The sequence below is a fragment of the Pusillimonas sp. ANT_WB101 genome, assembly GCF_008369125.1.
Taxonomy (GTDB): domain Bacteria; phylum Pseudomonadota; class Gammaproteobacteria; order Burkholderiales; family Burkholderiaceae_B; genus Allopusillimonas.
Genome location: NZ_VOAY01000001.1, coordinates 339165 through 365561, shown reverse-complemented (window position 1 = coordinate 365561; position 26397 = coordinate 339165). Strand labels below are relative to the sequence as shown.

Sequence of the window (26397 nt, the reverse complement as noted above, 5' to 3'; positions counted from 1 at the left end):
TGCTCTGGGCGTGGCCTTGTAGGTTTTCAGTCTGGCTATCGTTGACGGCTAGTGGCTGATCTTGATGTCAACTGTCTAACCTGCCAGATGCTCTCATCTCAAGAGCCGGCCCGATCTTCCAGACCCAACTCTTCGAGAATTTCGCGCGTATGCTGACCCAGCAAAGGCGGCGCCATGCGGTACTGAACTGGCGTTTCTGAATAACGGATTGGGCTTGCTGTTGTGGGCACGCTGCCGGCCAGGGGGTGCGGCATCGTCTTCCATATCTCGCGGTCTTTGACCTGAGGGTTTTCAAACACCTGATCCAGTGTATTGATGGGACCGCAGGGTACGCCGACGCGTTGCAGGCTTTCTATCCATTCATCCCGTGTTCGGGTAAGCATGATAGCTTCGAGCAACTTGATCAGCGCAACTCTGTTTTTGAGACGCTGGCTGTTGGTCGCATAATCAGCATGCGCCCCCAGTTCAGGGCGGCCCAAGACATTGCAGTAAGCCCGATACTGGCTGTCATTGCCTATCGCCACGATAAGGTGACCATCGCTGGAAGCAAACACCTGATACGGAACGACGTTCTGGTGCGCGTTGCCCGCGCGCTTGGGTGCAACACCCGAAGTCATGTAGTTGAGGTTCTGATTGGCGAGCATGGCCACATGACAGTCTAACAACGACATATCAATATGCTGGCCCAGCCCACTGCTATCGCGTTCACGAACGGCACCCACAATGGCCAGTGCCGCATACATGCCGGTAAACAGGTCAGTTACGGCCACACCAGCCTTTTGTGGGCCGCCGCCAGGCAAATCATCACGCTCACCGGTGATGCTCATTAAACCGCCCATGCCCTGAATCATAAAGTCATAACCCGGCAAATGCGCAAGCGGCCCAGAATGCCCGAACCCGGTAATTGAACAATAGATCAGGCTTGGGTTGATCTTGCGCAGCGACTCGTAATCCAGGCCATATTTTTTGAGACCACCAACCTTAAAATTTTCGACCAGCACGTCGCAGCGTTTGGCCATTTCCCGCACCAGATCGGCGCCTTCCTGGCTGGCAATATCAATAGCAATAGAACGCTTGTTGCGATTGGTGCTGAGGTAGTATGCGGCTTCGCTAGTATCGGCGCCGTTTTCATCCTTGAGGAAGGGTGGGCCCCAACCGCGCGTATCATCGCCGCCATTCGGCCGCTCTACCTTGATAACGTCGGCGCCCATATCAGCCAGATTTTGCGTGCACCAAGGACCGGCCAATACACGAGAAAGGTCCAGCACCTTGATGTCATGCAGGGGGGAGTGACGTTGCGTCATGATTTCACCTCGGCCACGCCGTTACTTAGCACAACCACATCGCGTTCTGCCACTTTGGCCTGAAACTGCACACGCCCAACCTCGCTCTGCCACATTTCAACGACCAGCGTCTCGCCAGGGTAAACGGGCGAGGAGAAACGCGTATCGAGACGAGTAAGCCGGCTGGCATCGTAATCGCACAGGGTCTTGACGATGGCATGTGCAGCAACACCATACGTGCACAGACCATGCAGAATAGGCTTGGGATAACCCGCCTTGATGGCAACCTGCGGGTCGACATGCAGCGGGTTAGGGTCTGCATTAAGCCGATACAGTAGCGCGGCCTGAGGCAGGGTTGCCAGACTGCACACGTAATCGGGTTTCGTTTCGGGCACTTTAGGTAAAGCTTGGGGCGGGGTATCGCCCTGGCCAAACCCACCGTCGGCCCGGCAGAACGTGGTTTGCTCTACGGTGGCCAGCAGACTTTCATCTGCGGCGTTATAGATTTTGCGCTCGGCCACCACCAAGGCGCCTTTGTCCGCACCTTTGTCGATAACATGCGTTATACGGCTACGGCCAATGACCTCACCGGCCGCCGGAAACGGCCTGTGAAAAGCCATGCGCTGCTCGCCGTGCACCAACTTAACCCACGTGATCCCAGCTTTCGGGTCTTGCATCCAAAAACCAGGATAGCCAAGCACGGCCGCCATAGTCGGAAAAACCTGCAAATTGGCTTCGTAAACGTATGGCAACTGCAAGGGATCGAGCGGGTCGAAACCAAGCCCAATGCTAAGTGCATAAAGAATGCTGTCTTTCTCGGTGTAAGACTGACGTACGTCGTCAAACTGCCAGTCTTTGATCAGCTTGTAATCCAGAGGCATTAGTAAACCTTTAGCAATGTCAGATGGGGTCCCAGCCAATAACTTCGGGGGAGCGCTCAAGCTTGAAGAAACTATTCTTCATTGCAGGAATGGCGACTTCGGCAATATCTTCAGGCGTCCAACCAGAAGACATGTGTACGGAACGAATCGGACGGGGCTGGCTAAACAGCATGATTTCGTTGGCGCGTACACCGAAAATCTGGGCAGTCACTTCTTCGGCTGCATCACTGGCCAGGTAGACCACCAGCGGTGCAATTTTACCTGCTTCCATTTTCTGCAGTTTCTGCACACGGGCTTTCTCTTCGGGCGTTTCGGCTGGAATCGAGCTAGTCATTGCCGTCCACGCGAATGGCGCAATGCAGTTAGACCTGACATTGAAACGTGCCATGTCGAGTGCGATAGATTTGGATAGCCCGACGATGCCCATTTTGGCTGCCGAGTAATTAGACTGGCCAAAGTTGCCGATAAGACCCGACGTCGAGGTCATGTGTATGAAAGCACCCGACTCCTGTTCGCGAAAGTGTGAAGCAGCGGCGCGGCTAACGAAAAACGAGCCGTTCAGGTGCACATCAATAACCTGCGACCATTCTTCTTCGCTCATTTTGTGGAACAGACGGTCGCGCAGATTGCCTGCATTGTTGACCACGATGTCGATTTTTCCGTACAGATCAACGGCATTACGCACAATGTTCTCGGCGCTGGCGCGCGTAGCGACGCTGTCGGTGTTGGCCACTGCCTTGCCACCTGCTGCCACGATCTGGTCCACCACTGCCTGTGCAGCCTCAGCGCTAATATCATTGACCACCACACGCCCGCCCGATGCGGCAAGCGCTAATGCAATCCCTTTGCCGATGCCGCCGCCAGCACCTGTTACCACGGCTACTTTACCTGCCACCATATCGCTCATGTGTTCAATCTCCGATTTATCATTCAAACGCAGCATACCCAATACACAATCTGGTCTGCCTGCAAAATTTTGTTGTGCGCCATGCGCAGCGCCTCCCTCAAGCCAGGGATGGACTGCCTACGGTAGAAGAAATCAACGTTACTCACAACTCTATTTTCAGAAAGTATGCCTTAACAGCCCATTAAGAACGAAAACGCTGCGGCGCTAACAGCAACAAGTCTCGTCAAACAATCGGGAGAACCCCTCCCCGTTTTGCTGGCTTTGGCCTCTTCCTTAACTCAAGGCAAACACGCGCCTCATGAAATAAAGATTCCACTCACACTGCTTTTAGACCGACAATTAGCGGAACAGGAACCGTTCACTCAGTTTGTTTCCGACGAGCAGCAACGAAGGGCTGACATCGTCGACAACGCCAATCTCGCTATCAGCAACTAACATTATGATCAACAAAATAAAAGCTTCACTGGCCGAGGCCGTCGCCATCATCCCTGACGGCGCGAGCATCATGATTGGGGGCTTCGGGGATGCCGGCATTCCTTTCGAGCTTATCGAAGCCCTGCTTGAGACGCCAGCGCGTGACCTGACCATTATCAGCAATAACGCCGGTTCAGGAGAACGCGGCATCGCCGCGCTAATCGCTGCTGACCGCGTCAGCAAAGTTATTTGCTCCCACCCACGCCCTCCCAGATCAGAAGTGTTTGCCAATGCCTATCGTGCAGGAAAAGTGAAGCTGGAGTGCACGCCACAAGGGACGCTGGCGGAGCGCATGCGCGCTGCAGGGGCGGGCCTGGGGCCATTCTTCACCCCGACCGGCTATGGCACCCTCGTTGCCGAAGGCAAAGAACAGCGTGTCGTCAACGGTGTTGGTTATGTACTCGAACAACCACTCTCGGCTGACTTCGCGCTAATACGCGCACATCAGGGCGACCGCATGGGTAATCTGACATACCGGTATTCTGCACGTAACTTCAACCCCGTCATGTGCATGGCTTCGAAACATGCCATTGCCCAGGTGGACAGCATTGTGAACGTCGGCGACATCCCACCCGAACATGTGATGACGCCCGCCCTATTTGTCCAGTCTGTCGCTTTAGTTGGAAATTAACATGAGCAATCATCTGACCCTGAATCGCAATCAGATCGCACAGTTGGTGGCGCTCGATATCCCGCCCGGCTCGGCCGTCAATCTCGGAATCGGCATGCCAACGCTTGTTGCCGAATTTTTGCCCGCAGAGCATGAAGTCTTGCTGCACAGTGAAAACGGCATACTGGGAATGGGTGCTATCGCTTTGGGCGATGACATCGACAGCGACCTCATCAACGCCAGTCGCGAACCCATAACGCTCATCCAGGGCGCCTCCATTTCAGAGCACACAATTTCGTTTGCAATGATGCGCGGCGGGCACCTGGATTATTCAATACTAGGGGGCTTTCAGGTGGCCAGCAATGGCGACCTCGCCAACTGGATCACCGACGCGGACGATGCCATACCAGCCATAGGCGGTGCCATGGACCTTGCCGTGGGCGCACGACAGGTACTGGTGATGCTAAGCCATACAAGCAAGTCAGGCGAGCCTAAGCTTGTGTCACAGTGCAGCTACCCCCTGACCGGCGTTGGGGTTGTAAACACCATATACACAGACCTGGCCATTGTTGATGTAGACAATGGAAGCTTCATCGCCCGCGCCATCGTCGAAGGCCTGAGCCTTCAGCAACTGCAAGAAAAAACCGGCGCACCTCTGCAAGCGTCAAATGACTGCCGCACCATCACGCTCGACAGCAACGGCCATGCACGCTTGTCACAAGCTAGCCTGACATAACGCCACAGCGGATAAAAAGCGTGGGCGGCCATGAGCCGCCTACGCTTGCTCACACTGATCGCAGCAACATTACTGCCCGCTAAAGCGCGGTGGGCGCTTTTCCCGGAATGCCGTCATACCTTCCTGGTAATCATCGGAGTATCCCAAGTCGCGCTGGTAGTCACGCTCAAGATTGATCTGTTCTTCAAGCGAGTTGTCACCGGACGCGTAAATGGCATGCTTGGTGGCTGCAAACGCGCGTGTCGCACCATTGGCCAGCCAGGTCTGCACGGACTCAATCGTGGCCCCCAGCTCTTCGTCGGGGATACAGCGCCAGATCAGCCCCCACGCTTCGGCCTTCTCGGCACTGACCGGTTCGCCAAACAAGGCGGCACCCATGGCACGCTGGGTACCCACCATACGCGGCCAGATGAAGGTACCGCCCGCGTCGGGCATAAGACCTATACGGGCAAAGGCCTGAATGAATCGTGATGACTTCACCGCCATCACGACGTCGCAGGCCAGGGCCACACTTGCGCCAGCCCCTGCCGCCACACCGTTGACAATGCAAACGGTTGGTGCCGGTAAAGCACGCAGACGCAGCACCAATGACCGATAGTTTTTTTCGATGCCCTCGGCGAGATCCCGTTTCTCTCCGGCAGGCAGGGGTTTGCGTTCAGAAAGATCTTGACCTGCGCAAAAACCACGCCCTGCACCGGTAAGAATGAGACCACGCAGGCCATTTTGGGCTTCGAGAAAAGACAATGCCGCCTTCAGATCATCGTGCATGATCTGGGTAAAACTGTTTAGCGTGTCAGGACGATTAAGTACGATACGCCCTACACCGTCGCTGTAGTCGAACGTAATGTGTTGATAAGTATGTGCCATGTTGCCTCGCAGAAAGCATATTAAACAAACACCGTAAGCTTAGCCGCTGTGCGCCACGCTGCGCCATTAAGTTCACCGAAAGCCCCACCTAAGCAAAACAAAATTGCCTTGCCAGCGGGTAATGAACGACACTGGGGCAGCCTTTAAATGGAAGCATGCAAAAAAAATGACAACACCCAACCCTACAATGGCCGCCGATTCAACCGGCGCCGACCTGTATTACCGAACCCAGCTTGATCAAGGAAACTTCCAGATCCAGCGCTGCACCGACTGCGATCGCAGTATTTTCTACCCACGCATGATCTGCCCGCACTGCGGCTCAGACAAACTGTCGTGGTTCTCGCCGTCGGGGCGAGGCACTGTGTACTCAACCACCACTGTGCGGCGCAAACCCGAACATGGAGGCGACTACAACGTTGCGCTTATCGATCTCGAAGAAGGCGCACGCATGATGAGTCGTGTAGAAGGCATCGCACCCGATGCAGTCCGTATTGGCCAACCCGTCCAGGCGGTACTTGTCGACGACCAGAGCGGCAAGCTTGTTGTATTTAACCCTGCGGAGCCAAAAAATGATTGATCAACGACTTCGCGGCGCTGCAGCCATTGCAGGTGTCGGGCATGCAGGCATTGGCTTTGCCACAGGCTTTACCGAAATGGAAATCCTGGTGCAAGCTGCGCATCGCGCCGTTACCGATGCCGGGCTCACCATGCAGGACATCGACGGCATCGCCACGGCAAGCGTAGCTGCCGGCATGTGGGCAATGCCCGTCATTGAGCATCTGGGCATAAAGCCCACATTTATCGACAGCACCATGCTGGGTGGCTCAAGTTTTGTGGCCCACCTGATGCCTGCCATTCAGGCACTTGAATCTGGCCAGTGCAACGCCGTGCTGGTTTGCTACGGCAGCACGCAGCGCACATCAACCCTTAGCCGCGCTGAAATCGGCAAGGCCCGCAAGCTGCTTGACCCTCAGCCCTACGAAACACCTTATAACCCGCTGAACCCGCTAAGTGCCTATGCGCTGGCAACGGCACGCCACATGCATGAGTTTGGCACCACGCGCGAGCAACTTGCCGAAGTGGCGGTCGCCGCGCGCAAGTGGGCACAGCTTAACCCTGAAGCATTGGCACGTGACCCGCTAACCATTGAAGACGTTTTGTCGGCACGCATGGTGTCTGACCCGCTGACCGTACGCGACTGCTGTCTGGTCAACGACGGCGCTGGCGCCTATGTGCTGGTGCGCGCAGACCGTGCAAAGTCAATGAAACATAAGCCCGTCTATGTACTGGGCAATTCGACTGCCGTCTGGAATCGCCAGATCTCGTCTATGGAAAACCTGACGGTTACGGCTGCTAGCCAGTCAGGCAAAATCGCCTTCGAGATGGCAGGCGTCACACCCAAAGACGTTGATGTGCTTGAGTGCTACGACGCATTCACCATCAACACATTGCTGTTTCTCGAAGACTTGGGTTTTTGCAAAAAAGGCGAAGCCGGCCAGTTTGTAAGCAATGGCGGTATTGCACCGGGCGGCCATCTTGCCGTCAATACCAACGGCGGTGGCCTTTCATGTGTACACCCCGGCATGTACGGCATTTTCATTCTGATCGAAGCCGTACGCCAGTTGCGCGGTGAGGCGGGTGACCGTCAGATCAGTAACGCCAATCTGGCTGTTGTCCATGGCAACGGTGGCACGCTGTCAAGCCAGTCGACCGCCATTCTTGGCACAGAAGCAACGCTTTAAACGGGTAATTGTTGGTACTGGCCTGCGTCTCAAAATTTGGATATAAACCCAAAGGTTCAAGCGCAGGTCAGAACACAGGTCGTAGAAGTTTCCCCGCTCAGCCCCACCGGGTGGATGTGCCGACGCTCACTGCACTTAAGAGTCGATTGTTGAGCAATAGCCACTTTTCATCCAAAGCTGCTGCACGCCAAACTGCTCAGTTTGAGCCGGACGTTATCCGTCACCCTTACTGTGGCACATGGCAGCCAGCAACCGTGGAAGGCATTGCCATATCCTTGCGTTGCCTTACGTTGCCTTGTCCTTGCCTTGTCCTTGCCTAGGCCTTGCCTAGGCCTTGCCTTGCCTTGCCTTGCCTTGCCTTGCCTTGCACACAGCTTGCGGCAACAACAGCACAAAACAACACTTTCCATGCTTACAGCGACAGGCTTCCCTGTGCTGGCGGCAGGCTATTGCCATCCGCATCGGTGAATTCCGAAGAGGGCTCACCGGGCACACGGTTATCCAGCCAGTCTATGCCCGTCTGCCCATGTTGGTGCAGCCACTCGTTGGCCGTAGCAAAATGCCCACACCCCATAAAAGGCACGGGTGGGCGTGTGGCCGAAAGTGGCGAGGGATGATTGGCCTTTAGTACCAACACCGGGCCCTGTGGCGCATGCGACTGCACCAATGCTTCTTTGGCCTGGGCGTGCGCCCCCCAAAGCAAAAACACCTTGGGGCGCGGCTGTCGCAGCACATGCAGCAAAATGGCATCGGTAACGGCCTGCCAGCCACAACGGGCATGGGAGGCCGGCTGATGTGCCTCCACCGTCAGTGAGGTGTTCAGCATTAGCGCACCCTGCCGCGCCCACCGCACCAAGCTGTTGTGCTGAGGCACAAAGGTTTGGGGAAACTCACGAGCCAGCTCGGCAAACATATTGCGCAAGCTTGGAGGTGTACGGCAGGCATTGGGTACCGAAAACGCCAGCCCCTGAGCCTGATTTGGCCCGTGATAAGGATCTTGCCCGATCACCACCACCTGCACATCTTCAGGCGCAATTTCAAGAAGCGCCCGCAACGGGCGCGTTGGAAAGATCAGAGCACCTCCAGCAAGCCGACGTGCCAAAAACGCGTCAATGCTTTCCAGCGCAGACTCAACGTCTTGGTCGGAAAATGCCTGTCGCCATGAAACGGGCAATGCATCCACATGCGCGACAAGATTCCCCTCAAAGGCGTTCTGTACGGAAGAATCTGTATCGCCCAACGCGTTTTTAGTCATAGGGTGTCGTTGCCGTCGAAGTTCATTACTCAGGAAAAGCGGCCTCAGCCAGCACAGCAAGCGGGCCTACTTTGCGAATGGCGTCGATTTGGTCTGGCCCACGCACATACAACACACCGCCGTATGACGGCGCGTTCACCGACACCTCATACGCATGTTCCCGTCGACGAGGGACCAGTAGCATCCAGCCGTCATCTGTCAGCATATTGCACGGTGGCAGCAGCCCCTGCTCATCGGGCTCCAGATGTAGCGTGCGGCATGCCAGTTGAAACGCTTGATAAAGGCTTTGGGCCGACTGTTCGGAGTCAACATCAAGCCCTGACACCGTTCGCACAAACACATGCCGAAACCCGAAAGCCGGGTGGCAAATGGTTGCGTGTTCTGGAAGCCCCTGCGGTAGACCTTTAGCCAGATACGCAAGCCCTGGGTTACCTGGTGCGTGTGGCGTCCATTGCACATGCTTGTGCCGCTGGCTGGCCCCTGCTTCTGCGCCGCCGTTATAAAAGCCGAAACCACCACATTGAGAAAAAATGCCAGCCAGCGCTCGAAAATCTTTCAGATCAAGCGGCAGTCGCTGTTCTTCAAAGGTGGTGCGCGCTACCACCAAATGCCGGTCACACACCGGAAACTTATTAAGCACGACATTATGGTGCTCGCCCGCTTTGCCCACGGTAAGCAAGGGATCAGGTGGCAGGAAAGGATTAAAATTCGGGTCACGCGGACCGCCAGGCATTACCGGTTTGCTGGCATCTTTGTCAGACAGCACAGCCACCCAGCACACCGAAAATTGCAGACCATGATCGTCCATCGTGACGCACTCTGAGCGATTGGGCACCAGCGCACCCGCCGCAAGCGCTGTATCCCGAGACTGATCAACCGCCTGAAGAAAATCAATATCCATGCCTGGTCATCCTCCTTAACTGCCTGTCTTTCTAGCCGTTATCCGTCTTTCTGCCTATCTACAGGTCTGCCAGCTTACAGACTCGCTTGTTTGAAAGCCCACTTTCTTGCCGAGCTGCTTGCTTGCCTACCTAACTGCCGACAGGCTTGCCTGCTTGCTTGCTTGCTTGCTTGCTTGCCGCTCATTGTAGGTCAGATCATCGCGCGCTAGCCCAAAGCACGGCGAATCAACGCATGCATCCTAACCCGGTGAACTACAGGCACGCTGCATTTACAAGCAAGCCAGCGCCTGCAGAAATACGAATTTAGCCGTCACCAACTTGACCGAAGCACCACGCTTGCCCCAGAATTAAACTGCCACAGGCATATGGTTACGACGCAGCACGCGTCCCCCTCCAAAAACAACAGGACAGTACATGGGTGAACACAACGTTTTGCTGCTTGCCTCCATAGGCGTTATTGGCATGTTCTGTCAGTGGATCGCGTGGCGACTGCGGCTGCCCGCCATTCTTTTTCTATTGCTCGCGGGGTTGCTAATCGGCCCGGTCGCCGGGTGGCTCGACCCTGACGCACTGTTTGGGGAACTACTGTTCCCGTTTATCTCACTCTCTGTTGCCGTCATACTTTTTGAAGGTAGCCTCACGCTCGAGTTTCATCAAATCAGGGGGCTGGAAGGCGTTGTCCGGCGTATGGTCAGTACTGGCCTGCTCATTACCTGGGCCATTACCGCCATCGCCGCGCACTGGCTCATGGACTTTCCCTGGCAGCTGGCATTTCTGTTTGGCGCGATTACCGTCGTCACAGGGCCTACCGTCATTACCCCCTTATTGCGCACTGTCAGGCCCACTGCACCCATCGCCAACACGCTACGCTGGGAAGGCATACTTATCGACCCCATAGGCGCATTGCTTGCGGTGTTGGCCTACGAATTTATCGTTGCTCTGCAAACCAGCCACGCAATACAGCACGCACTTCTTATCTTCGGAGAAACCATAGCCACCGGGCTGATCGCTGGCGTGGTGGCAGGTTTTTTTGTCAGCCAGATACTGCGTCGCAACCTACTTGCCGACTACCTAATCAACATGACCGTGCTGGCTGTCATGTTTGCCGCCTTCGCCCTCTCCAACGAAATACACGCCGAATCTGGCCTACTCACCGTTACCATCATGGGTATTTGGCTGGCCAACAGCAAGGGCGTGTCTGTCGAAGACATACTCGAATTCAAAGAAACGCTCAGCCTTATGCTGCTGTCAGTGCTGTTTATTATTTTGGCGGCACGCATGCAAACAGACAGCCTGGGAGCCCTTGGATGGCAGGCGGGCGCCGTGCTGGCCATTATGCTTTTTGTCGCCCGGCCGCTCAAGGTATTGTTGTCGACCTGGGGGTCCAAACTTACGCTCAAAGAACGCACGCTAATTACGTGGATTGCACCGCGTGGCATCGTGGCGGCGGCTGTTTCTGCACTCTTTGCACTCAAGCTTGAAAAACTGGGCCTGCCGCATGCAGACCAATTATTACCCTTAACATTTGTAGTCATTATCGGCACGGTTGTTCTTCAGAGTGCCACCGCACGCCCCATGGCGCTTGCGCTGGGCGTGGCCGAACCCGAGCCTGAAGGCTTTCTTATCGTTGGCGCCAACCCGGTGGCGCGCGCCATTGGCTTGGCACTGCAAGAGCAAGACATACAGGTAAGGCTATGCGACAGTGACTGGGACAGCATCGCCAAGGCCCGCATGGCAGGGCTACCCACGTATTATGGCAGCCCCATCTCCGAGCATGCACATCGCAACTTAGACCTTGCCGGAATCGGCCGCCTGCTCGCACTAGGTGCCTGGGATCATTTCAATGAGCTGGTTACCCTACGCTACCGCGATGAGTTCGGAAAGAACAAGGTGTTTTCACTGCCACAGGCCAACCTCACCAACGATCCTGAGAACAACGGCAAACCCTCCCCAAAAGAAAAGCATTCGGCCTCGCCGCAATATCGCGGCCGCGCCTTGTTCGCCGCCGATCTGGGCTACTGGAAGCTTTCAACCATATTGTCACAAGGCGGCGCAATTCACGCCACAACGCTCACCGACACATATACCTTCGAAAACTACCTCGAAACACAAGGCAACGGGCTTACCCCTTTATTTGCCATTAACCCAAAAGGCTACGCCCGTCCGTTCACGCTCGACCGCGAACTGGAGCCCGAAAGCGGCTGGACCATCGTGAGCCTTTCTTCTCCCGAGGCAGAAGCGGCGCGCCGCAATGCTACCGAAGCTGAGGCAGCACGCCGAAGCTCCAGCGACGCTGGAGCGCCACACCAAGGTTGAACTGAGCTGGGGTGGGCTTGGGCTAGGCTTCGGCTTAGGTCCGGCCCGGCCTGGCTCGGTTTCTGCTTCAGCTCAGATCGGCTTCGGCTCGGTTTCTGCTTCAGCTCAGATCGGCTTCGGCTCGGCTTCGGCTTCAGCTCGGCTTCAGCTCGGCTTCGGCTTCGGCTCGGCTCGGCTTCGCCGGGCTGGGCAAGCACAGCCATTCTTATCCACAGAGGCTGTGTATAACCCTGGGAACAACACGTGAGCATGTTGTCCAAACGTAAGAGTTATGCCGATTTCCGACGAGAGGTCACGGTTTGACCGCTTTTCGGGATGATGACGTTACTTGAGGTTGCCCCTCGATAAGTCTGCGCACACCGTATACCTTGTAATGGCGCCGTTTGTTGTCATCATGGAAGCTCACTTACCGCATGAAAGGAGATTCCATGCAAAAACGGATCAGCATCGCCATTACTTCATGCCTGCTCGCAGCCAGCCTGGCAAGCGGAGCCGCTATGGCGCAACAAGCCGCGCCCGACTCAAACCTGCCAGCCACAACGGTGCCCGCTCCAGATTACTCCGATGCGCAACTTGAACGCTTTGTGAGTGCGTCGCAAAAGGTTGTAATGCTTTCTCAAGAATACACACCCAAGCTGCAGTCAGCACCGGATGAGCCAACCAAAAAGCAAGTTTTTGAAGAGGCCGACCAGAAAATGGTCAAGGCGGTACACGACGAAGGCATGACGGTAGACCAATTTAACGGCATCAACCAGGCACTGCAGCAAGACCCCAAGCTGGCACAGCGCGTAAAAGGTATGGTGAAGTAAATACTGCTTAACAGGGCGGCACTTGCTGGCCGCCCTGCTCTTTAGCACACTACATGGCGAGCATTATTGCCCGCTGCATGAACTCTTCGGGCGTCATCGTTTTACCGTTTACGTTGAACATCGCCTTTTCGTAAACGATTGCAAGCTTGGCGGTGTCATCCTGCACACTGACAAACCCCAAGCCCTGCAGGCGCGATACATACTGGTCATAGAGCATGCCACCCATGGCGGCCAACTGCTCACGCTCTGCGTCATCAGTGCCAGTTTGGCTAAATGCCTGAACCATCATCGATTTTGAAACGCTTACGTTCAGATCAGCTTTTTTCACGATCTGCGGCAACAGCACATCAAAGCCCGCCGCAGCGTCGCCGTCTTTAGGCTCAACCATATCGAGCGACAGCATCGCTTCAGTTTGACCGCTGCTGTTTTTCCAAATGATAGGACCGGCAGTGACCAATGGATTGGGCTTTAGCAAGACCAGTGATTTTTCGCGCAGCACCGCTTCGTCTTCGGGTGTGAGATCCAGGTCATCCGGGCTGGTAACCCCTTGCCTGACCATCATGGCGTCATAGGTGTTTCCTAAATCGACGAAGGCTTTGATGTCCAGACGTTTGAGTTCGCCATTGACAGAAATGCTACCCAGTTCGGCCGCGCCCGACTGAATGCTACCGAAGGTGTAGGCTACGGTTGCATCGATAAGGTCTCCCTTTTGCTCGCCATTAACTTGCATAGCCAGGTTTTTGAGCGTGACAGTGTCTTTGTCGGGGTTCTCGATGACTACACTTTCAACAGTGGCCCTGTTATGCGTGCGAACAGACTTCTCTTCGGCCTGTTCAGAAGTACCTGCGAACTCAATATTGGCGACGCGCATGGTGTCACCTGCCTCTTCATCAACCGCGACCACTGAGCCAAACTTGCCTTTTGTATCAGTGTTTTGATACTGGTTACTTAAGTCGATGGTAAAAGCGCCGCCGCTAAGCTCAATGGCTACGCCATCTTGAGAGAACGAGGCCGGTTCTACCGTCCAGACACTTTGCCCCGTGCCAGAGAAACCGAGGTACGTTGCAGCATGCAGCGGCGGCTGATTTTTATTGGTAACCGCATCAAACCACGGCTGCACAGACGGTGTAGATACCAGCTGCGACGTAATATCGGCAAGCATGGGAGCAGGCTTGCCAGCCTTAAGTGCAGTTACCGGAAAAGGCCCGTGCGAAATGTGATCGTGCAGACGAAACTCAAGCGGTTTGCCCTCTTCTGCCGTTGCCGTAATGGTGTAAACCGCTTCAGAGGAGAAGAACCCGCGATCGTAGCTGGTCAGCGCAAGCGAAGGTGCACTGGCTGGCTGGCCGATTCCGGCGAATTCTTTCATACGTTCATTAGCCGTGGCGATAACGCGTTCATACTCGCTCTGAATACGCTTTCCCATGTACCAGGTAGTACCGGCATAGCCAGCACCCAGCACAACGATTACCGCAATAACGCCCGTTGTCTTTTTCATGATTCCCCGCAGAACTAAATGGTTAATCCGGTATTATCACAGACAAAGCGAGCGCGGCGAAACACCGGCATGAGCGCATCGCGTCGGTTGGCCTTTCATTCCCATAATCTGCTGCCCCTGCAGCCAACACCATAACGAGACACTCATGACAAAACACCTGGACTTCTACTTTGATTTTTCGTCGCCCTATGGCTATTTGGCCAGTACTCAAATAGAGGCGTTGGCCGCCGAACTGGGGCGCAGTGTCAATTGGCGCCCGATACTGCTGGGGCCGATGTTCCAGGCCATGGGCAGCGTGCCGCTGATTCAGGTGCCGCTAAAGGGTGAGTACGCATTGCACGACTTCGCTCGCACCGCCAGCCTGTTTGATATCCCCTATGCGACCCCCGAGTCATTTCCGATCAGCACGCTAGCCGCTGCACGCGCCACCGTGTTTCTGCGCGGTCAAAGCATGGAACTGGCCGCCGACTTTGCCAAACGCATCTTCAGCGCCTATTTTGCGCAAGGCAAAGACATTCGGGAGGGGCCGGTTGTTTTGGATGTGGCCGCCCAAGCCGGTGCGGATGTCGAAGCAGTGGCCGCAGGTATGGCCAGCGACAGCATCAAAACCGAGCTAAAACAGGACGTGGCCGACGCGATGGCCCGCGGCGTATTTGGCTCACCCTTTGTAATTATGGATAACGAGGCCTTCTGGGGTTTTGACCGCTTCCCACACATCAAAATGTGGGCTGCAAACCAACAAAGCGCAAACTGAACTGCTCGCGTCTGATCCTTACGCCTGATTCGACCAGATCAAAAGCCTCAGGCCTAAACAGGCTCGCCTCAAGGTCAGGCTAAGCCCAAGGTCAGATTAGGATCAAAGTTAGTTACGTTCAAAGTTAGTTACGTTCAAAGTTAGTTAGACTCAAAGTTAGTTAGGCTCAAGTTCAGGCTAAGCTTGGGCCAGGCTCCTGCTCAGACTCCAGCTCAACATAAAACTTGAGCCAGAGACGCACTCTGGCTCAGACCACGTTAGATTAGGCTGCACTCCTAATCCAAATCGAGCTCAGCTCAAGCTAGTTTAGGGCCAACTGCCGCTCGGGCTAGGTTAGGCAAGCATTTAAACTTCGGCATCTGGCTGATTATCTGGCGCTGCAAGGCGAAATGCCTCCAGCTCCATGCAGGCCTTGTCGATGCGCACGATGGTAGGGATGGCGTTCTCATCACAGCCCAGGCGGCGCGCATTGGCCATTTGGGGCACCAACAGCGTATCAGCCAGCCCCGGTGTGTCGCCATGGCAAAAAAGCCCGGTGTCGGCGCTGTCAGCCAACATACGCTCGACGGCTTCCAGGCCTATGGCAATCCAGTGCCTGTACCAGTCATCGCGTTGTTCATTACCGACGCCCAGCTCATGCTTCAGATACTTAAGCACCCGTAAATTATTAAGTGGATGAATATCGCAGGCAATGGACTGCATGATGGCGCGCACACGGGCGCGCCCGGCTGCGTCGCTAGGAAGCAGCGCGGGCTCCGGATGCGTTTCTTCGAGGTATTCGAGTATTGCCACAGACTGCCCGATGGCAAGCTCATCATCGATCAACGTAGGAACCAGTTGCGCCGGATTCAGATGCCGGTAAGTCTCTGAAAACTGCTGACCACCTTGCTTGGTCAGGTGCACCGGTATGGTTTCGTAGCTTAGCCCTTTAAGATTGAGCGCAATACGCACACGGTAGGCCGCCGAGCTGCGAAAAAAGCTATAGAGCTTCATGATTCGGCCTTTACAAGCTTGCGCGACAACTCTTTGGGCAGCGGGAAGGCTACGTTTTCAGGTGCCCCTTCAAGCGTACGTACCGATACTGCCCCCAGTTCTTTCAGACGCGCAATAACCTGCTCCACCAACACCTCAGGCGCTGATGCACCAGCTGTGACGCCCACACGCTTCACACCGCCCAACCAGGCTGGGTCAATTTGAGCAGGGTCATCAATAAGGTAAGCAGCGGCGCCCTTGCGTTCAGCCACCTCACGCAGTCGGTTTGAGTTAGAACTGTTCGGGCTGCCCACCACCAGCACCAGATCGCAAGCTGGTGCCATGATTTTTACGGCATCCTGGCGGTTTTGCGTCGCATAACAGATATCGCTCTTCTTGGGTTCAACAATAGCAGGGAAGCGATCTCGCAGGGCTTGGGCCACAATGGCCGCGTCATCCACCGATAAGGTGGTTTGGGTGACAAAGGCCAGGTTTTCAGGGTTGGTAACCTGAAGAGCCGCCACATCAGCAGGCGTTTCGACAAGATACATGCCACCATCAGCCTGGCCCAGGGTACCCTCAACTTCGGGATGCCCCCGGTGGCCAATCATGATGATCTCGCGCCCTGCAGCTCGCATGCGTGACACTTCCATGTGTACCTTTGTTACCAGAGGACACGTAGCATCAAATACTTTAAGGCCAAGCTTTTCAGCATCTTCGCGCACGGCCTTGGAAACCCCATGCGCCGAAAACACCACAATAGCACCCGCAGGCGCCTCTTCCAGCTGTTCAATAAAAATAGCGCCTTTATTGCGCAAATCTTGCACCACATAGCGGTTGTGCACGATTTCATGGCGCACGTAGATGGGCGCACCATGCAGTTCGAGCGCGCGCTCAACGATATCGATGGCGCGGTCTACACCAGCGCAAAAGCCACGAGGCTGAGCCAGAACAACCTCAGCCCCCACTTGGCGAGGGATAACACCAGCCATTACAAAACCCCCAGTAAAGCCATCTCAACATGCAGATTGGCCCCCGCAAGCGGGTGATTAAAGTCAAATAGTGCCGCGTCTTCGTTCAGTTGCTTGAGCACGCCCGAATAGCGACCACCATTGGGCGCCACAAACTCGACCACGTCGCCAGCCTCGAACTCGGTGCCTGGCTCGGCATTCTGGTCGACGGTTTTGCGACTAACCCATTGAATAAGATCAGCGTTGCGATCACCATACGCATCAGCAGCCACCAAATCGACGGAAAACCGCTCGCCCTCGGCACGACCTAGCAGAGCGTTTTCTATACCTGGGGCCCATTGCCCCGAGCCCATTTGCAGCGTGGCCGGATTGCCATCAAACGTATCGGCAAATACTGAACCCGCGGCAGGGCCCGTTACCAGCAGTATGCGGTAATGCAGCGTCAGGTAAGAATCAGGGCGGACAATTGCGTTTACTGAATCAGTCGTCGTGGTCAAAATCTGTCACCGTAGAGAGAGGTTTGCATGGCCCTATTTTAGAGCTACTTAGAACAATGCACATTTCATCCCCAAAACGCCGGCGGCCACGCAAGCGCCTGCTGGCCCACAACGCGTGCACATTGCCGCCCTAAGTGAACGGTCATCGAGCTTTAAACAATTTTTGCGGGTTCCGACAAGCAGTGAAATCCGCTTCTGCTATAGTCATCTGGCATTTTAGTCGTGCGGTCTTTGCATGCCCGCCGCCCTCATCCCAACCAAGGAATTATCTTGACTAGCGCGATGTTTACCCAGTCTGTTCCTGTCTTCAAGCAAATGCTGACAGCGCTCAAAACCATACTTAACAAGGCCGACTCACATTCGGCTGAAAAATCGATAGACCCAGACGCATTCTTACAGGCGCGTCTGTATCCTGATATGTTTCCGATGGCAAAGCAGGTACAGGTTGCCGCCGATTTTGCGCGTGGCGTCACGGCCCGCCTGGCAGGTATTGAAGTACCCGTGTTTGACGGCAAAGAGAAAACCTTTGCCGACCTCTGTGCGCTTATAGACCAAACCCTGGCGTTTCTGGATACCGTCGACGCGTCACAGTTTGAAGGCAGCGAAACACGCGAAATCGTATTGCGCCCAGGCACCCCTAAAGAAAAGAAGCTCAGTGGGCAAACCTATCTGGTCAGCTACGGCCTGCCGCAATTTTTCTTTCATGTAACTACTGCATACGGTATCTTGCGCCATAACGGGCTGGCCATAGGCAAACGTGACTACATGGGTAGCTATTAACTGCAATACCAGGGTAGGCTTCGGGGCGGATAAAAGCTTTCACTGCGCAAGAATCTGCGGCCAAAATCTGTCACTGTAGTGGGCTGTTACTGATCTCCAAATCTGGAGCCTCTTATGACATCCCACACAACATCGCTGAAAACCGAGCGCCCAAGAGAGCGTCTGCTCACTCACGGCGCTCATGTATTAACCTCGCCCGAGCTGCTGGCCATCATACTGCGCACGGGCATCAAGGGCTGCGATGCCGTTGCCCTGGGGCACCGGTTAATCGAACAATTCAATGGCTTGCGCGGGCTGCTATCGGCTGACCCACAAGCCTTGATGCGCATTCATGGCCTGGGCGCAGCCAAAACCTGCGAGCTACTGGCAATCAATGAGCTGAACCGCCGTGCCTTAGAAGAAGACCTGAAAACTGGTCAGGCGTTAGATCAGCCGCAACGCGTCAAGCACTATTGCTCCGCCAAGCTAGGCCATCTGCAGATCGAACATTGCATTGCCCTTTATCTAGACAACCAGCTACGGCTGATCACCACCGAAGAGGTATCGCGCGGCACGCTGGCTCAGGCCTCGATCTACCCGCGTGAGGTCATTAAGGCCGGCCTGCGTCACCACGCTGCCGCCCTCATTCTTGCCCACAATCACCCATCGGGCGTGGCCCAGCCCAGCCAGGCAGATCTGGCACTTACCCGTCACCTCAAGCACGCCCTGGCGCTGGTCGACATTCGCCTGCTTGATCACCTGATCATCGCAGGCACCGACGCCATCTCGCTAGCCGAACGGGGGCAGATCTAAGTTTTCAAACTGTAGTAGCATGGTTTGCAGCGCCTCGCGCTGCAATGGAAACCGCCATGTCACAAATGCTATGGGACATCTCTCCCCCAATCTCTACCGCATCGCCTGTTTTCCCCGGCGATACCCCCTACACCCAGCGCTGGAGCGCCCGGCTAAGCGCTGACTGCCCCGTCAACGTCAGCGCCATCACGCTTTCGCCTCACGTTGGTGCTCACGCTGACGCCCCATTACATTACAGCCCAGACGGCTTGCCCGTTGGTCAATTGGCGCTGGAGCCCTTTCTCGGGCCCTGTCGGGTCATTCACGTGCTGGGCTCACATCCCCTGATCACCGTCGCTGATCTTGCCCCGTACATGCACCAAGCGCCAAGCCGCATTCTGGTCCGCACGTGCATAAAAGCAACCGTCGACGCGTGGGTCGACAGCTTTACCGCATTTGCCCCTGAGACCGTCCATTATCTTGCAGGCATGGGCGTCGTGTTAATTGGTCTCGACACACCCAGCATTGATCCCGCCGCCAGCAAAACACTCGATAGCCATCAGGCGATCAGACAGCACGACATGCGCGTACTTGAGAACCTTGTACTTGACAACGTGCCTGCCGGCGACTACGAGCTTATCGCCCTGCCACTGGCTTTGGTTCAGGCCGATGCCAGCCCTGTACGCGCCATACTGCGTATGCTACCCAACCCTGTTTCCAGCTGATCAAGCCATGACTGAACCCCATATTGACCCCTCTGATATTGTTGATCAGGAAAAGGCCCGCCTCGATTTCTCCAAAGATATGAGTTACGGCGACTACCTGCATTTAGACGAATTACTGAGCGCGCAACACCCCATTTCTCCCGAGCACAATGAAATGCTCTTTATCGTGCAGCATCAAACCAGTGAACTGTGGATGAAGCTCATGCTGCACGAATTACGAGGTGCCCTGAACAATCTGGCTCAAGATAGATTACAGCCCTGTTTCAAAATGCTGGCCCGCGTCAGCAAAATCATGGAGCAACTGGTACATGCCTGGGACGTACTGGCCACCATGACACCACCTGAATACTCCGCCCTGCGCCCCTACCTGGGCCAGTCGAGCGGATTTCAAAGCTATCAGTACCGCCAGATCGAATTTTGTCTGGGCAATAAAAATGCGGCCATGCTCAAGCCGCATGCACACCGCCCAGATCTGTTGGCTCAAGTCACAGAGGCATTGAACTCGCCGTCACTTTATGACGAAGCACTGAAAGCGCTACATCGCCAAGGCATACCCGTTCCTGCTGAATACCTGGAGCGTGACTGGACCCAGCCCTACACAGAAAGCGCTCAAGTCGAACAGTCCTGGCTTACCGTGTACCGTCAACCCGACAAATATTGGGATCTCTACCAGCTGGGTGAAAAGCTTACTGATATTGAAGATGCCTTCCGTCTGTGGCGGTTTCGCCACGTCACTACGGTCGAGCGCATCATTGGGTTCAAACGTGGCACCGGCGGTACCTCAGGCGTCTCTTATCTGCGTAAAATGCTTGACGTCGTGCTGTTCCCTGAACTGTGGCGACTGCGTACCGATCTCTGAGCAGCACTATCGAACCGCATTGCCAGATGTGGCAATACACACAGCGCTTGCAGACCTATTTGCAATCAGCTAAAATCATCCGTTATCCTGGATACGTGGTTTGTGCCATTACCAAGAACGGCCCGCAGTCTGGGCCTGCAAGCGGTGGCACTTTCTGGCGACCCGCTATTTGAAACAAACAGGAACCAATCATGAAACAAGGCGTGCACCCCGAATACCGCGAAGTGGTATTTCTGGACCAGCAAACCGGCACGACGTTTATTTCGCGCTCTACGCTTCACAGCCGCGAAACCATCGAGCTTGAAGGCAAAACTTACCCGCTCTTTAAGTGCGACGTAACGTCTGAGTCGCATCCGTTTTACACGGGCGCTCAAACCCGTATCGTTGAAACCGGTCGCGTTGAAAAGTTTCGCGCCCGTTTTGCACGTACAGCTGGCACGGTACGCAAGTAACCAGCCTGCCTTCGCAGCGGCTTTACGCATCTGCGTCGTTCCAGAAAGGCAGCCTCCGGGCTGCCTTTTTACTTTAAGATACCCTCATCCTTTTTTCTTGGCGTCTGCCCCGTGTCATTGAGCGACCCTGCCTCCACCCCCGCCCGCCTCATGGCCACGGCAACCGTAAAACTGCCCAGGCGTTTTCTACTGCTGGTCGGCCTTGTTTACATTCTGGCCGGCCTGTTTTTTCGTGACCCATGGAAAACCGACGATGTGGTCGGCCTGGCCACCATGCTTACCGCAATTGATCACGGTGGCAAGGCATGGTTGCTTCCACAAATCGGGGTGCTCGCACACGCTCAGGACGGGCCTTTGGTTATGTGGGTCGGTGCCTTTTGCATCTGGCTGTTCTCACCCATCATCAGCCTGTTCACCCCTACGCAAATTGACGCCGCCATTATCGCCTCGCGCTTTCCAAACTTTATCTGGTTTGGCCTGCTGACGGCATCGGTGTGGTATGGCACCTATCTTCTGGGGCGACGGCCCGAACCCCAACCCCTGCCCTTGCCGTTTGGTGGCGAACCTACCGTACGTGACTATGGCCGCATGATCGCCGACGCAGCGCTTTTGCTTATCGTTGCCACGGTAGGCATCGTATGGCGCATGCATGAAACCTCCGAAGTACCCGCCATTATTGCTTTCCAGGCGCTCGCGTTTTACTCGGTGGCACGCATGCTTGACCATCCGGCATCTGGCTCCGTCACACTGGGCCTTGCCCTGGCCGCCGCATTCCTAACACGCGGCTGGATCGGCGCTTTGCCCATTATGCTGGCCGTGCCGTGCATATTCTGGTCGCGCAGCCCTCTCTGGGCAAATAAAAAATGGCTTATCGTGACGGCCGGGCTGTGCGTTGCGCTCATCCTGTTATGGTGGATACCGGCACGACAAGCCGGCCCCTACTGGACTGACACATGGCTGCTCTGGAACACCACCTCTTTTACCTGGCCACATTTAGGCGAAACGCTCAAGGTCTTCCGTGATCTGCCGTGGTTTCTCTGGCCAACCTGGCCGCTGGCGCTGCTGGCCATCTGGCGCTGGCGCGAGTGGCTGGCAGCCCCGCATATCTGGATTCCGCTCATGTTCCTGGTGTGGCCGCTGGTGGTCATGCTTTGCTTGGTCGACGCCTTCGAGCCCGAATACAGTCTGATGGCAGTTCCTGCCGCCGTTCTTGCTGCGTTCTCATTACCCACGCTACGTCGGGGCATTGTGAACACGCTCGACTGGTTTGCCGTCATGTGTTTTTCGCTAACCACCGCTACCGTATGGCTGGGCTGGATCGCCCTCCAAACGGGGTGGCCCGGCCAAATCTCCCGCAATATCGCTCGTCAAACGCGTGGTTATGATGTTTTCATATCATGGCCAGCGGTAGGCTTTGCCGTTGCGGGCACGCTGGCATGGTTCGTACTGGTTCGCTGGCGTCTGCACACCAAGCCCGCCGGTCTCTGGCGAGGCACAGTACTTTCGGCAGGCGGCCTCATCGTAACCTGGCTACTGCTGGTCACGCTCTGGATGCCTGCACTCGATTACGTGCGTAGCTACCGTACGGTATCGGGTCAACTTGCTACCGCACTTGCCACTTACGTGGGCCCTCAAGAGTGCGTGCGTGCACAAGGGCTGGGCACAGGCCAGCGCGCCTCGTTTCTGGTATTTGACAATATTGACTTCAGCTATGGCTCCGATTGCGCACTGGTCTTGCAGCAAACTTCAAACGACAGTGTCCGCGAAGGCACTGCTGCCTATTCCGACACCGGCAGCGTGTTGTGGCAAGGCAGGCGTAGTGCCGATCGCCACGAGATCTTTCGTCTGATACGTCTGCGCCAGCCGTGATCGCCCCCGCCTGGCGTTCCAGGCTGTCTCACGACATCAAAGAGATACTGAAACAGGCGTGGCCTGTATTGATCAGCTCCTGGGCCGGCATAGCGTTTGGCGTTATGGACACTGCCATGGCCGGGCACGCCAGTGCGGCAGATCTGCAAGCCATGGCTTTATCCGTTTCTATTTACATTACTGTTTTTGTCGGGCTAATGGGCGTTGTGCATGCACTTATTCCCATTATTGCGCAACACTTCGGAGCGGGACGCCATCTTGACATCGGCCACGCCTGGGGCCAAGGGGTGTGGGTAGCATTAGCATTATCGCTGGTGGGCACCGTCATCATGCTGTTTCCCGACGCGTGGCTTTCACTCTCAGGCAATATTGAGCCTGCCGTCCGTACCAGCATTACCTGGTATCTTCGGGCACTGGTGCTGGCGCTGCCCGCCACATTGGTCTTCCGGACAATATATGCTCTGGGCTCAGCGGTGTCACGGCCTCAAATGGTCATGACCATTAACCTGGCAAGCATCGGCATCAAGCTTCTGCTCAACTGGGTATTCATGTTTGGAAAATTTGGCATGCCCGCGTTGGGCGCTGTAGGTGCCGGGCTTTCTACAGCATTAACGGCATGGGTCACGCTGGCAGCAGGCCTGTGGGCCATTTATCATGACCCCTATTTTGCCCGCTTCCGTCCACATATCAGCAAGCCAAAATGGGTTAGCCAGAAAGAACTCTTGCGACTGGGCATTCCCATGGGCGGGTCGTATCTTATTGAAGTGGCCGCATTCAGTTTCATGGCACTGCTTGTTGCGCGCGAAGGCATGTATGTCACAGGTGGGCATCAAGTTATGGCCAACCTGGCTGCGCTCAGCTACATGATGCCCATGGCGGTCGGTATTGCCACCGCTGCGCTTACAGCACAGGCCATCGGAGCGCGAGACGCCGAACGAGCCCGCCGAACAGCCAATGCGGGCCTGGTCATTGTCATCATCGGGGCGGGCATTACGGCACTCGCTCTGGCCATGGGCAAATCATCCATCATCAGCCTGTATACCGACGATGTGAAGGTGGCACTCGTAGCTGCTGCCCTGCTGCAGTTGCTGCCCTGGTTCCATCTTTGTGATGCCATGCAATGCATAGGCTGCTATCTGCTCAGGGCGTATAAAGTTGCCGTAGTCCCCATGATTCTTCAAGTTGTGGCTCTGACCGGGCTGGGCCTGATCGGCGGCTGGTGGCTAGGCTTTGGGCCCGCAGCCGGTGCATTAAAACCCGTACTGGATCAAATTGCGCCAGGCGCCCCTATTGGGGCGGCAAGCATGTGGTTAATGGCCATGCTCGGCCTTGCGCTTTCGGCCTGCCTGCTGTTTGTCTGGTACCGCCACGTCGCAGCACAGTTCAGGCGGCAAAATCAGCAAGCTCGTCCATCGCCGGCGTGACGGCAAACCCATGATCACATGAGTGCTACCCTCTCTCGTTGACAAATTGAGTGCGCCTAAGCAACGTGAAAACAACCGCGTCGGATAACGCCCTGCTGCACTTCGCCCTCCCCACGTGCGCAGACACAAAGACAAAAAACACGCTGCGGCGTAGATCATTCTCAGCAGATAAATGAACGCAATGCAGGTGCTCGTAAAGCCGCTGCACACGGCGTCCCCCATATATCGGCTGAGCCGCGTGACTCTGGTTACCGTCTCTTCCAAAAATTACTTGTACATGTAATCGCGTCGCCACGGATAGGCTAGATCTTGTGGATGATCTAGTTCATCAGCCCGACCACCACTATTTGGTTGCGCCAGAATCTGGTGCAGTGCGGTCCATCCGTGTTCAAACCCCATGGCGCAACCCGCCAGGTACATGCGGTAGGCCCTCAGCGAGCGCTCACCCTGCTCACCCGAAAGAATTTGTCGGGCCTCGGGCAGCCTGGCTTCAAGCGCGTCACTCCATTCCCACAGCGTGCGGGCATAATGAGGCCTGAGGTTTTCAATATCGAGGTTTTCCAGGCCGCCATTTGTCATGTGTTCAAGCACCCGGCTGATATGCGTAAGCTCACCACCCGGAAAAATATACTTCTCGATAAACTCGCCCATGCCGGCACCCAGGCCATTATTATCAATGCCGCCCGCCGTAATGCCATGATTCATGACCAGACCGCCAGGGCGCAACAAGCGGTGCAGCTTGGCAAAATACTCATCTAACTGGGCCCGACCCACGTGCTCGAACATGCCTACCGAGGCGATTTTGTCATACTGTGCAGACTCATCCAGCTTGCGATAATCGAGCAGCTCCATGCGTACCCGCCCGCCCAGCCCCTTCTCTTCAATCATACGATTTACATAGGCGTGCTGGTTTTTTGAGAGCGTAATGCCGGTAGCGTCAACGCCATAGTTTTCGGCTGCCCACAAAAGCAACCCACCCCAACCTGCACCGACATCCAGAAAGCGTTCCCCCTGCCTGAGCCTGAGCTTGCGGCAAATATGGTCGAGCTTGGCTTCCTGCGCTTGTGCCAACGTTGTATCAGGCGTTTTGAAATACCCGCACGAGTACACTTTGAGAGGATCCAGCCAGAGTGCGTAAAATTCATCAGACAAGTCATAATGGAACTGTATCTGCCTCGCGTCCCGCTCTATTGAATGTCGCCACACCGACATCAGCCGGTGTATCAGTTCGGTAAGACGGCCCACACGGGCCGCTTCAATAGGTGAGCCTGGCAAGACTGCGGCTGCTACGCGCATAAGATCACGCATAGACCCGCTGACATCAAATTTACCTTCGACAAAGTCTTCGCCCAACATACCGACCTGCCCGGCCACTAAGTGCGCAAGCGTACTTCGATCTTTGACCATGAGGCGAATTGACGCATTGGGCGCGCCTAGCTGCTGCCCGTCAGGCATAACCAATTGTATGGGCAACGGCAAGGTTGCAAGTTTGGTTTCCACTGCAGATAAGACCGGACTTAACATTCTCTCCCCTAAAGCATGTCGCCAATGGGCGTACACTCAAAGATACAAAGAAACGATTTCCTTCTGACAGGCCCACACACCAATCTGCCGTTGAACAACAAGGTCGGTTTCACCCAGGGCAGAGAAGAACGGAATCAGCCACTCGACACACCTGTTATACAACATACAACATTCATGAAGATTCTTCCTCATATTTGTTGCAATAAGGCATCACTATTAGCTACGGCATGGCCTCGCTTAGCATTCGTGCATCGTCGCGTTCTGCTCTGACCTGCGCCGGACGGCCCCGAACCCATGCGGCGACCATAAGTTTCTGCCCTAAAATGCCCGCCAAGCCCCTCGCCAACGGGTATACTTGCCGCAGCAGCACGCTTTTCGTGGCTATTTCGACGCATCGCCCTTCTGCCCGCTTGATCTGAACAGCATTTTTATATTAGAATACTAGGCTTTACAGATTACCAGGCTTGGCTTCCCGGCAAAGAGGCGTCGCTTAAAAACACGGCATGGCTTGCGAGGCAA

25 protein-coding genes are annotated in these 26397 nt (G+C 55.5%); 14 read left to right on the top strand and 11 right to left on the bottom strand.

Annotated features, from left to right (window positions below; all coding sequences use genetic code 11):
* Positions 1 to 98 precede the first annotated feature (98 nt).
* Genes FQ179_RS01710 through FQ179_RS01700 form a run of 3 tightly spaced genes read right to left on the bottom strand, consistent with a single transcriptional unit; the run spans position 99 to position 3071 of the window.
* Positions 99 to 1304 (bottom strand): CaiB/BaiF CoA-transferase family protein, encoded by a 1206-nt coding sequence (locus FQ179_RS01710; RefSeq protein WP_149395535.1) that lies wholly within the window; start codon positions 1302 to 1304, stop codon positions 99 to 101.
* Entirely contained in the window at positions 1301 to 2164 is an 864-nt protein-coding gene (locus tag FQ179_RS01705) for a MaoC/PaaZ C-terminal domain-containing protein (protein WP_149395534.1), read from the bottom strand. Before FQ179_RS01705 ends, FQ179_RS01710 begins: the two co-directional genes overlap by 4 nt.
* A 19-nt stretch (positions 2165 to 2183) precedes the next feature.
* A complete protein-coding gene (locus FQ179_RS01700) occupies positions 2184 to 3071 on the bottom strand; it encodes an SDR family NAD(P)-dependent oxidoreductase (protein WP_149395533.1) in 888 nt (295 codons plus the stop codon).
* A 439-nt stretch (positions 3072 to 3510) separates the two neighbouring features.
* Between FQ179_RS01700 and FQ179_RS01695 the strand changes: the two genes are divergently transcribed.
* Together FQ179_RS01695 and FQ179_RS01690 are read left to right on the top strand one after the other, a co-directional pair.
* Entirely contained in the window at positions 3511 to 4176 is a 666-nt protein-coding gene (locus tag FQ179_RS01695; protein ID WP_149395532.1) for a 3-oxoacid CoA-transferase subunit A, read from the top strand.
* 1 nt (position 4177) lies between these two features.
* The gene (locus FQ179_RS01690; protein ID WP_149395531.1) at positions 4178 to 4891 is read left to right on the top strand and encodes a 3-oxoacid CoA-transferase subunit B; all 714 of its coding nucleotides are present in this window, start codon (positions 4178 to 4180) and stop codon (positions 4889 to 4891) included.
* Between the two features lie 69 nt (positions 4892 to 4960).
* On the opposite strand, the gene FQ179_RS01685 is transcribed toward FQ179_RS01690, so the two are convergent.
* A complete protein-coding gene (locus FQ179_RS01685) occupies positions 4961 to 5758 on the bottom strand; it encodes an enoyl-CoA hydratase-related protein (protein WP_149395530.1) in 798 nt (265 codons plus the stop codon).
* Between the two features lie 166 nt (positions 5759 to 5924).
* On the opposite strand from FQ179_RS01685, the gene FQ179_RS01680 reads away from it, so the two are divergent.
* Complete coding sequence (locus FQ179_RS01680; protein WP_149395529.1) at positions 5925 to 6335, top strand: Zn-ribbon domain-containing OB-fold protein; 411 nt, start codon at positions 5925 to 5927, stop codon at positions 6333 to 6335.
* A complete protein-coding gene (locus FQ179_RS01675; RefSeq protein ID WP_149395528.1) occupies positions 6328 to 7500 on the top strand; it encodes a thiolase in 1173 nt (390 codons plus the stop codon). The genes FQ179_RS01680 and FQ179_RS01675 overlap by 8 nt, the downstream gene beginning before the upstream one ends.
* Before the next feature lie 412 nt (positions 7501 to 7912).
* On the opposite strand, the gene FQ179_RS01665 is transcribed toward FQ179_RS01675, so the two are convergent.
* Both FQ179_RS01665 and FQ179_RS01660 read right to left on the bottom strand, forming a co-directional pair.
* Positions 7913 to 8755, bottom strand: a complete 843-nt coding sequence (locus FQ179_RS01665; RefSeq protein ID WP_149395526.1) for a uracil-DNA glycosylase — start codon at positions 8753 to 8755, stop codon at positions 7913 to 7915.
* A 25-nt stretch (positions 8756 to 8780) separates the two neighbouring features.
* Entirely contained in the window at positions 8781 to 9656 is an 876-nt protein-coding gene (locus FQ179_RS01660) for a DUF4922 domain-containing protein (RefSeq protein ID WP_149395525.1), read from the bottom strand.
* Positions 9657 to 10071: 415 nt separating this feature from the next.
* Between FQ179_RS01660 and FQ179_RS01655 the strand changes: the two genes are divergently transcribed.
* A complete protein-coding gene (locus FQ179_RS01655; protein WP_149395524.1) occupies positions 10072 to 11973 on the top strand; it encodes a sodium:proton antiporter in 1902 nt (633 codons plus the stop codon).
* Positions 11974 to 12401: 428 nt separating this feature from the next.
* Positions 12402 to 12782 (top strand): DUF4168 domain-containing protein, encoded by a 381-nt coding sequence (locus FQ179_RS01650; RefSeq protein WP_149395523.1) that lies wholly within the window; start codon positions 12402 to 12404, stop codon positions 12780 to 12782.
* A gap of 49 nt (positions 12783 to 12831) precedes the next feature.
* Here FQ179_RS01650 and FQ179_RS01645 read toward each other — a convergent pair whose 3' ends face one another.
* Positions 12832 to 14280 (bottom strand): YdgA family protein, encoded by a 1449-nt coding sequence (locus tag FQ179_RS01645; RefSeq protein ID WP_149395522.1) that lies wholly within the window; start codon positions 14278 to 14280, stop codon positions 12832 to 12834.
* Positions 14281 to 14425: 145 nt separating this feature from the next.
* On the opposite strand from FQ179_RS01645, the gene FQ179_RS01640 reads away from it, so the two are divergent.
* Positions 14426 to 15034 (top strand): 2-hydroxychromene-2-carboxylate isomerase, encoded by a 609-nt coding sequence (locus tag FQ179_RS01640; protein ID WP_149395521.1) that lies wholly within the window; start codon positions 14426 to 14428, stop codon positions 15032 to 15034.
* A gap of 345 nt (positions 15035 to 15379) precedes the next feature.
* On the opposite strand, the gene maiA is transcribed toward FQ179_RS01640, so the two are convergent.
* Genes maiA through FQ179_RS01625 form a run of 3 tightly spaced genes read right to left on the bottom strand, consistent with a single transcriptional unit; the run spans position 15380 to position 17474 of the window.
* Positions 15380 to 16027: a maleylacetoacetate isomerase gene (gene maiA / locus FQ179_RS01635; RefSeq protein ID WP_149395520.1), complete on the bottom strand. Its 648-nt coding sequence runs from the start codon at positions 16025 to 16027 to the stop codon at positions 15380 to 15382.
* On the bottom strand, positions 16024 to 16998 hold the full coding sequence (ispH, locus tag FQ179_RS01630; protein WP_149395519.1) for a 4-hydroxy-3-methylbut-2-enyl diphosphate reductase: 975 nt from the start codon (positions 16996 to 16998) through the stop codon (positions 16024 to 16026). Before ispH ends, maiA begins: the two co-directional genes overlap by 4 nt.
* Positions 16998 to 17474 (bottom strand): peptidylprolyl isomerase, encoded by a 477-nt coding sequence (locus tag FQ179_RS01625; RefSeq protein ID WP_149395518.1) that lies wholly within the window; start codon positions 17472 to 17474, stop codon positions 16998 to 17000. The genes ispH and FQ179_RS01625 overlap by 1 nt, the downstream gene beginning before the upstream one ends.
* Before the next feature lie 270 nt (positions 17475 to 17744).
* Here FQ179_RS01625 and FQ179_RS01620 point away from each other — a divergent pair, with 270 nt between their 5' ends.
* The 7 genes from FQ179_RS01620 (at position 17745) to FQ179_RS01590 (ending at position 24354) form a co-directional block, all read left to right on the top strand.
* Entirely contained in the window at positions 17745 to 18254 is a 510-nt protein-coding gene (locus FQ179_RS01620; RefSeq protein WP_149395517.1) for a DUF1993 family protein, read from the top strand.
* Positions 18255 to 18368: 114 nt separating this feature from the next.
* Entirely contained in the window at positions 18369 to 19046 is a 678-nt protein-coding gene (gene radC, locus FQ179_RS01615) for a DNA repair protein RadC (protein ID WP_149395516.1), read from the top strand.
* Positions 19047 to 19102: 56 nt separating this feature from the next.
* Complete coding sequence (gene kynB / locus FQ179_RS01610; RefSeq protein ID WP_149395515.1) at positions 19103 to 19750, top strand: arylformamidase; 648 nt, start codon at positions 19103 to 19105, stop codon at positions 19748 to 19750.
* Between the two features lie 7 nt (positions 19751 to 19757).
* Positions 19758 to 20609: a tryptophan 2,3-dioxygenase gene (gene kynA / locus FQ179_RS01605; protein ID WP_149395514.1), complete on the top strand. Its 852-nt coding sequence runs from the start codon at positions 19758 to 19760 to the stop codon at positions 20607 to 20609.
* Between the two features lie 191 nt (positions 20610 to 20800).
* Entirely contained in the window at positions 20801 to 21061 is a 261-nt protein-coding gene (locus FQ179_RS01600) for a type B 50S ribosomal protein L31 (protein ID WP_149395513.1), read from the top strand.
* A gap of 150 nt (positions 21062 to 21211) precedes the next feature.
* Positions 21212 to 22930, top strand: a complete 1719-nt coding sequence (locus FQ179_RS01595; RefSeq protein ID WP_149396863.1) for a glycosyltransferase family 39 protein — start codon at positions 21212 to 21214, stop codon at positions 22928 to 22930.
* A complete protein-coding gene (locus tag FQ179_RS01590; RefSeq protein WP_370459851.1) occupies positions 22930 to 24354 on the top strand; it encodes an MATE family efflux transporter in 1425 nt (474 codons plus the stop codon). The genes FQ179_RS01595 and FQ179_RS01590 overlap by 1 nt, the downstream gene beginning before the upstream one ends.
* Positions 24355 to 24621: 267 nt before the next feature.
* On the opposite strand, the gene FQ179_RS01585 is transcribed toward FQ179_RS01590, so the two are convergent.
* The gene (locus tag FQ179_RS01585) at positions 24622 to 25878 is read right to left on the bottom strand and encodes a class I SAM-dependent methyltransferase (protein WP_149395512.1); all 1257 of its coding nucleotides are present in this window, start codon (positions 25876 to 25878) and stop codon (positions 24622 to 24624) included.
* Positions 25879 to 26397 lie beyond the last annotated feature (519 nt).

What these genes read in the sequence shown, in the direction of transcription:
- FQ179_RS01710 (WP_149395535.1), bottom strand. Translation starts at nt 1,304, where the DNA reads ATGACGCAACGTCACTCCCCCCTGCATGACATCAAGGTGCTGGACCTT.
- FQ179_RS01705 (WP_149395534.1), bottom strand. Translation starts at nt 2,164, where the DNA reads ATGCCTCTGGATTACAAGCTGATCAAAGACTGGCAGTTTGACGACGTA.
- FQ179_RS01700 (WP_149395533.1), bottom strand. Translation starts at nt 3,071, where the DNA reads ATGAGCGATATGGTGGCAGGTAAAGTAGCCGTGGTAACAGGTGCTGGC.
- FQ179_RS01695 (WP_149395532.1), top strand. Translation starts at nt 3,511, where the DNA reads ATGATCAACAAAATAAAAGCTTCACTGGCCGAGGCCGTCGCCATCATC.
- FQ179_RS01690 (WP_149395531.1), top strand. Translation starts at nt 4,178, where the DNA reads ATGAGCAATCATCTGACCCTGAATCGCAATCAGATCGCACAGTTGGTG.
- FQ179_RS01685 (WP_149395530.1), bottom strand. Translation starts at nt 5,758, where the DNA reads ATGGCACATACTTATCAACACATTACGTTCGACTACAGCGACGGTGTA.
- FQ179_RS01680 (WP_149395529.1), top strand. Translation starts at nt 5,925, where the DNA reads ATGACAACACCCAACCCTACAATGGCCGCCGATTCAACCGGCGCCGAC.
- FQ179_RS01675 (WP_149395528.1), top strand. Translation starts at nt 6,328, where the DNA reads ATGATTGATCAACGACTTCGCGGCGCTGCAGCCATTGCAGGTGTCGGG.
- FQ179_RS01665 (WP_149395526.1), bottom strand. Translation starts at nt 8,755, where the DNA reads ATGACTAAAAACGCGTTGGGCGATACAGATTCTTCCGTACAGAACGCC.
- FQ179_RS01660 (WP_149395525.1), bottom strand. Translation starts at nt 9,656, where the DNA reads ATGGATATTGATTTTCTTCAGGCGGTTGATCAGTCTCGGGATACAGCG.
- FQ179_RS01655 (WP_149395524.1), top strand. Translation starts at nt 10,072, where the DNA reads ATGGGTGAACACAACGTTTTGCTGCTTGCCTCCATAGGCGTTATTGGC.
- FQ179_RS01650 (WP_149395523.1), top strand. Translation starts at nt 12,402, where the DNA reads ATGCAAAAACGGATCAGCATCGCCATTACTTCATGCCTGCTCGCAGCC.
- FQ179_RS01645 (WP_149395522.1), bottom strand. Translation starts at nt 14,280, where the DNA reads ATGAAAAAGACAACGGGCGTTATTGCGGTAATCGTTGTGCTGGGTGCT.
- FQ179_RS01640 (WP_149395521.1), top strand. Translation starts at nt 14,426, where the DNA reads ATGACAAAACACCTGGACTTCTACTTTGATTTTTCGTCGCCCTATGGC.
- maiA (WP_149395520.1), bottom strand. Translation starts at nt 16,027, where the DNA reads ATGAAGCTCTATAGCTTTTTTCGCAGCTCGGCGGCCTACCGTGTGCGT.
- ispH (WP_149395519.1), bottom strand. Translation starts at nt 16,998, where the DNA reads ATGGCTGGTGTTATCCCTCGCCAAGTGGGGGCTGAGGTTGTTCTGGCT.
- radC (WP_149395516.1), top strand. Translation starts at nt 18,369, where the DNA reads ATGACATCCCACACAACATCGCTGAAAACCGAGCGCCCAAGAGAGCGT.
- kynB (WP_149395515.1), top strand. Translation starts at nt 19,103, where the DNA reads ATGTCACAAATGCTATGGGACATCTCTCCCCCAATCTCTACCGCATCG.
- kynA (WP_149395514.1), top strand. Translation starts at nt 19,758, where the DNA reads ATGACTGAACCCCATATTGACCCCTCTGATATTGTTGATCAGGAAAAG.
- FQ179_RS01600 (WP_149395513.1), top strand. Translation starts at nt 20,801, where the DNA reads ATGAAACAAGGCGTGCACCCCGAATACCGCGAAGTGGTATTTCTGGAC.
- FQ179_RS01595 (WP_149396863.1), top strand. Translation starts at nt 21,212, where the DNA reads ATGGCCACGGCAACCGTAAAACTGCCCAGGCGTTTTCTACTGCTGGTC.
- FQ179_RS01585 (WP_149395512.1), bottom strand. Translation starts at nt 25,878, where the DNA reads ATGTTAAGTCCGGTCTTATCTGCAGTGGAAACCAAACTTGCAACCTTG.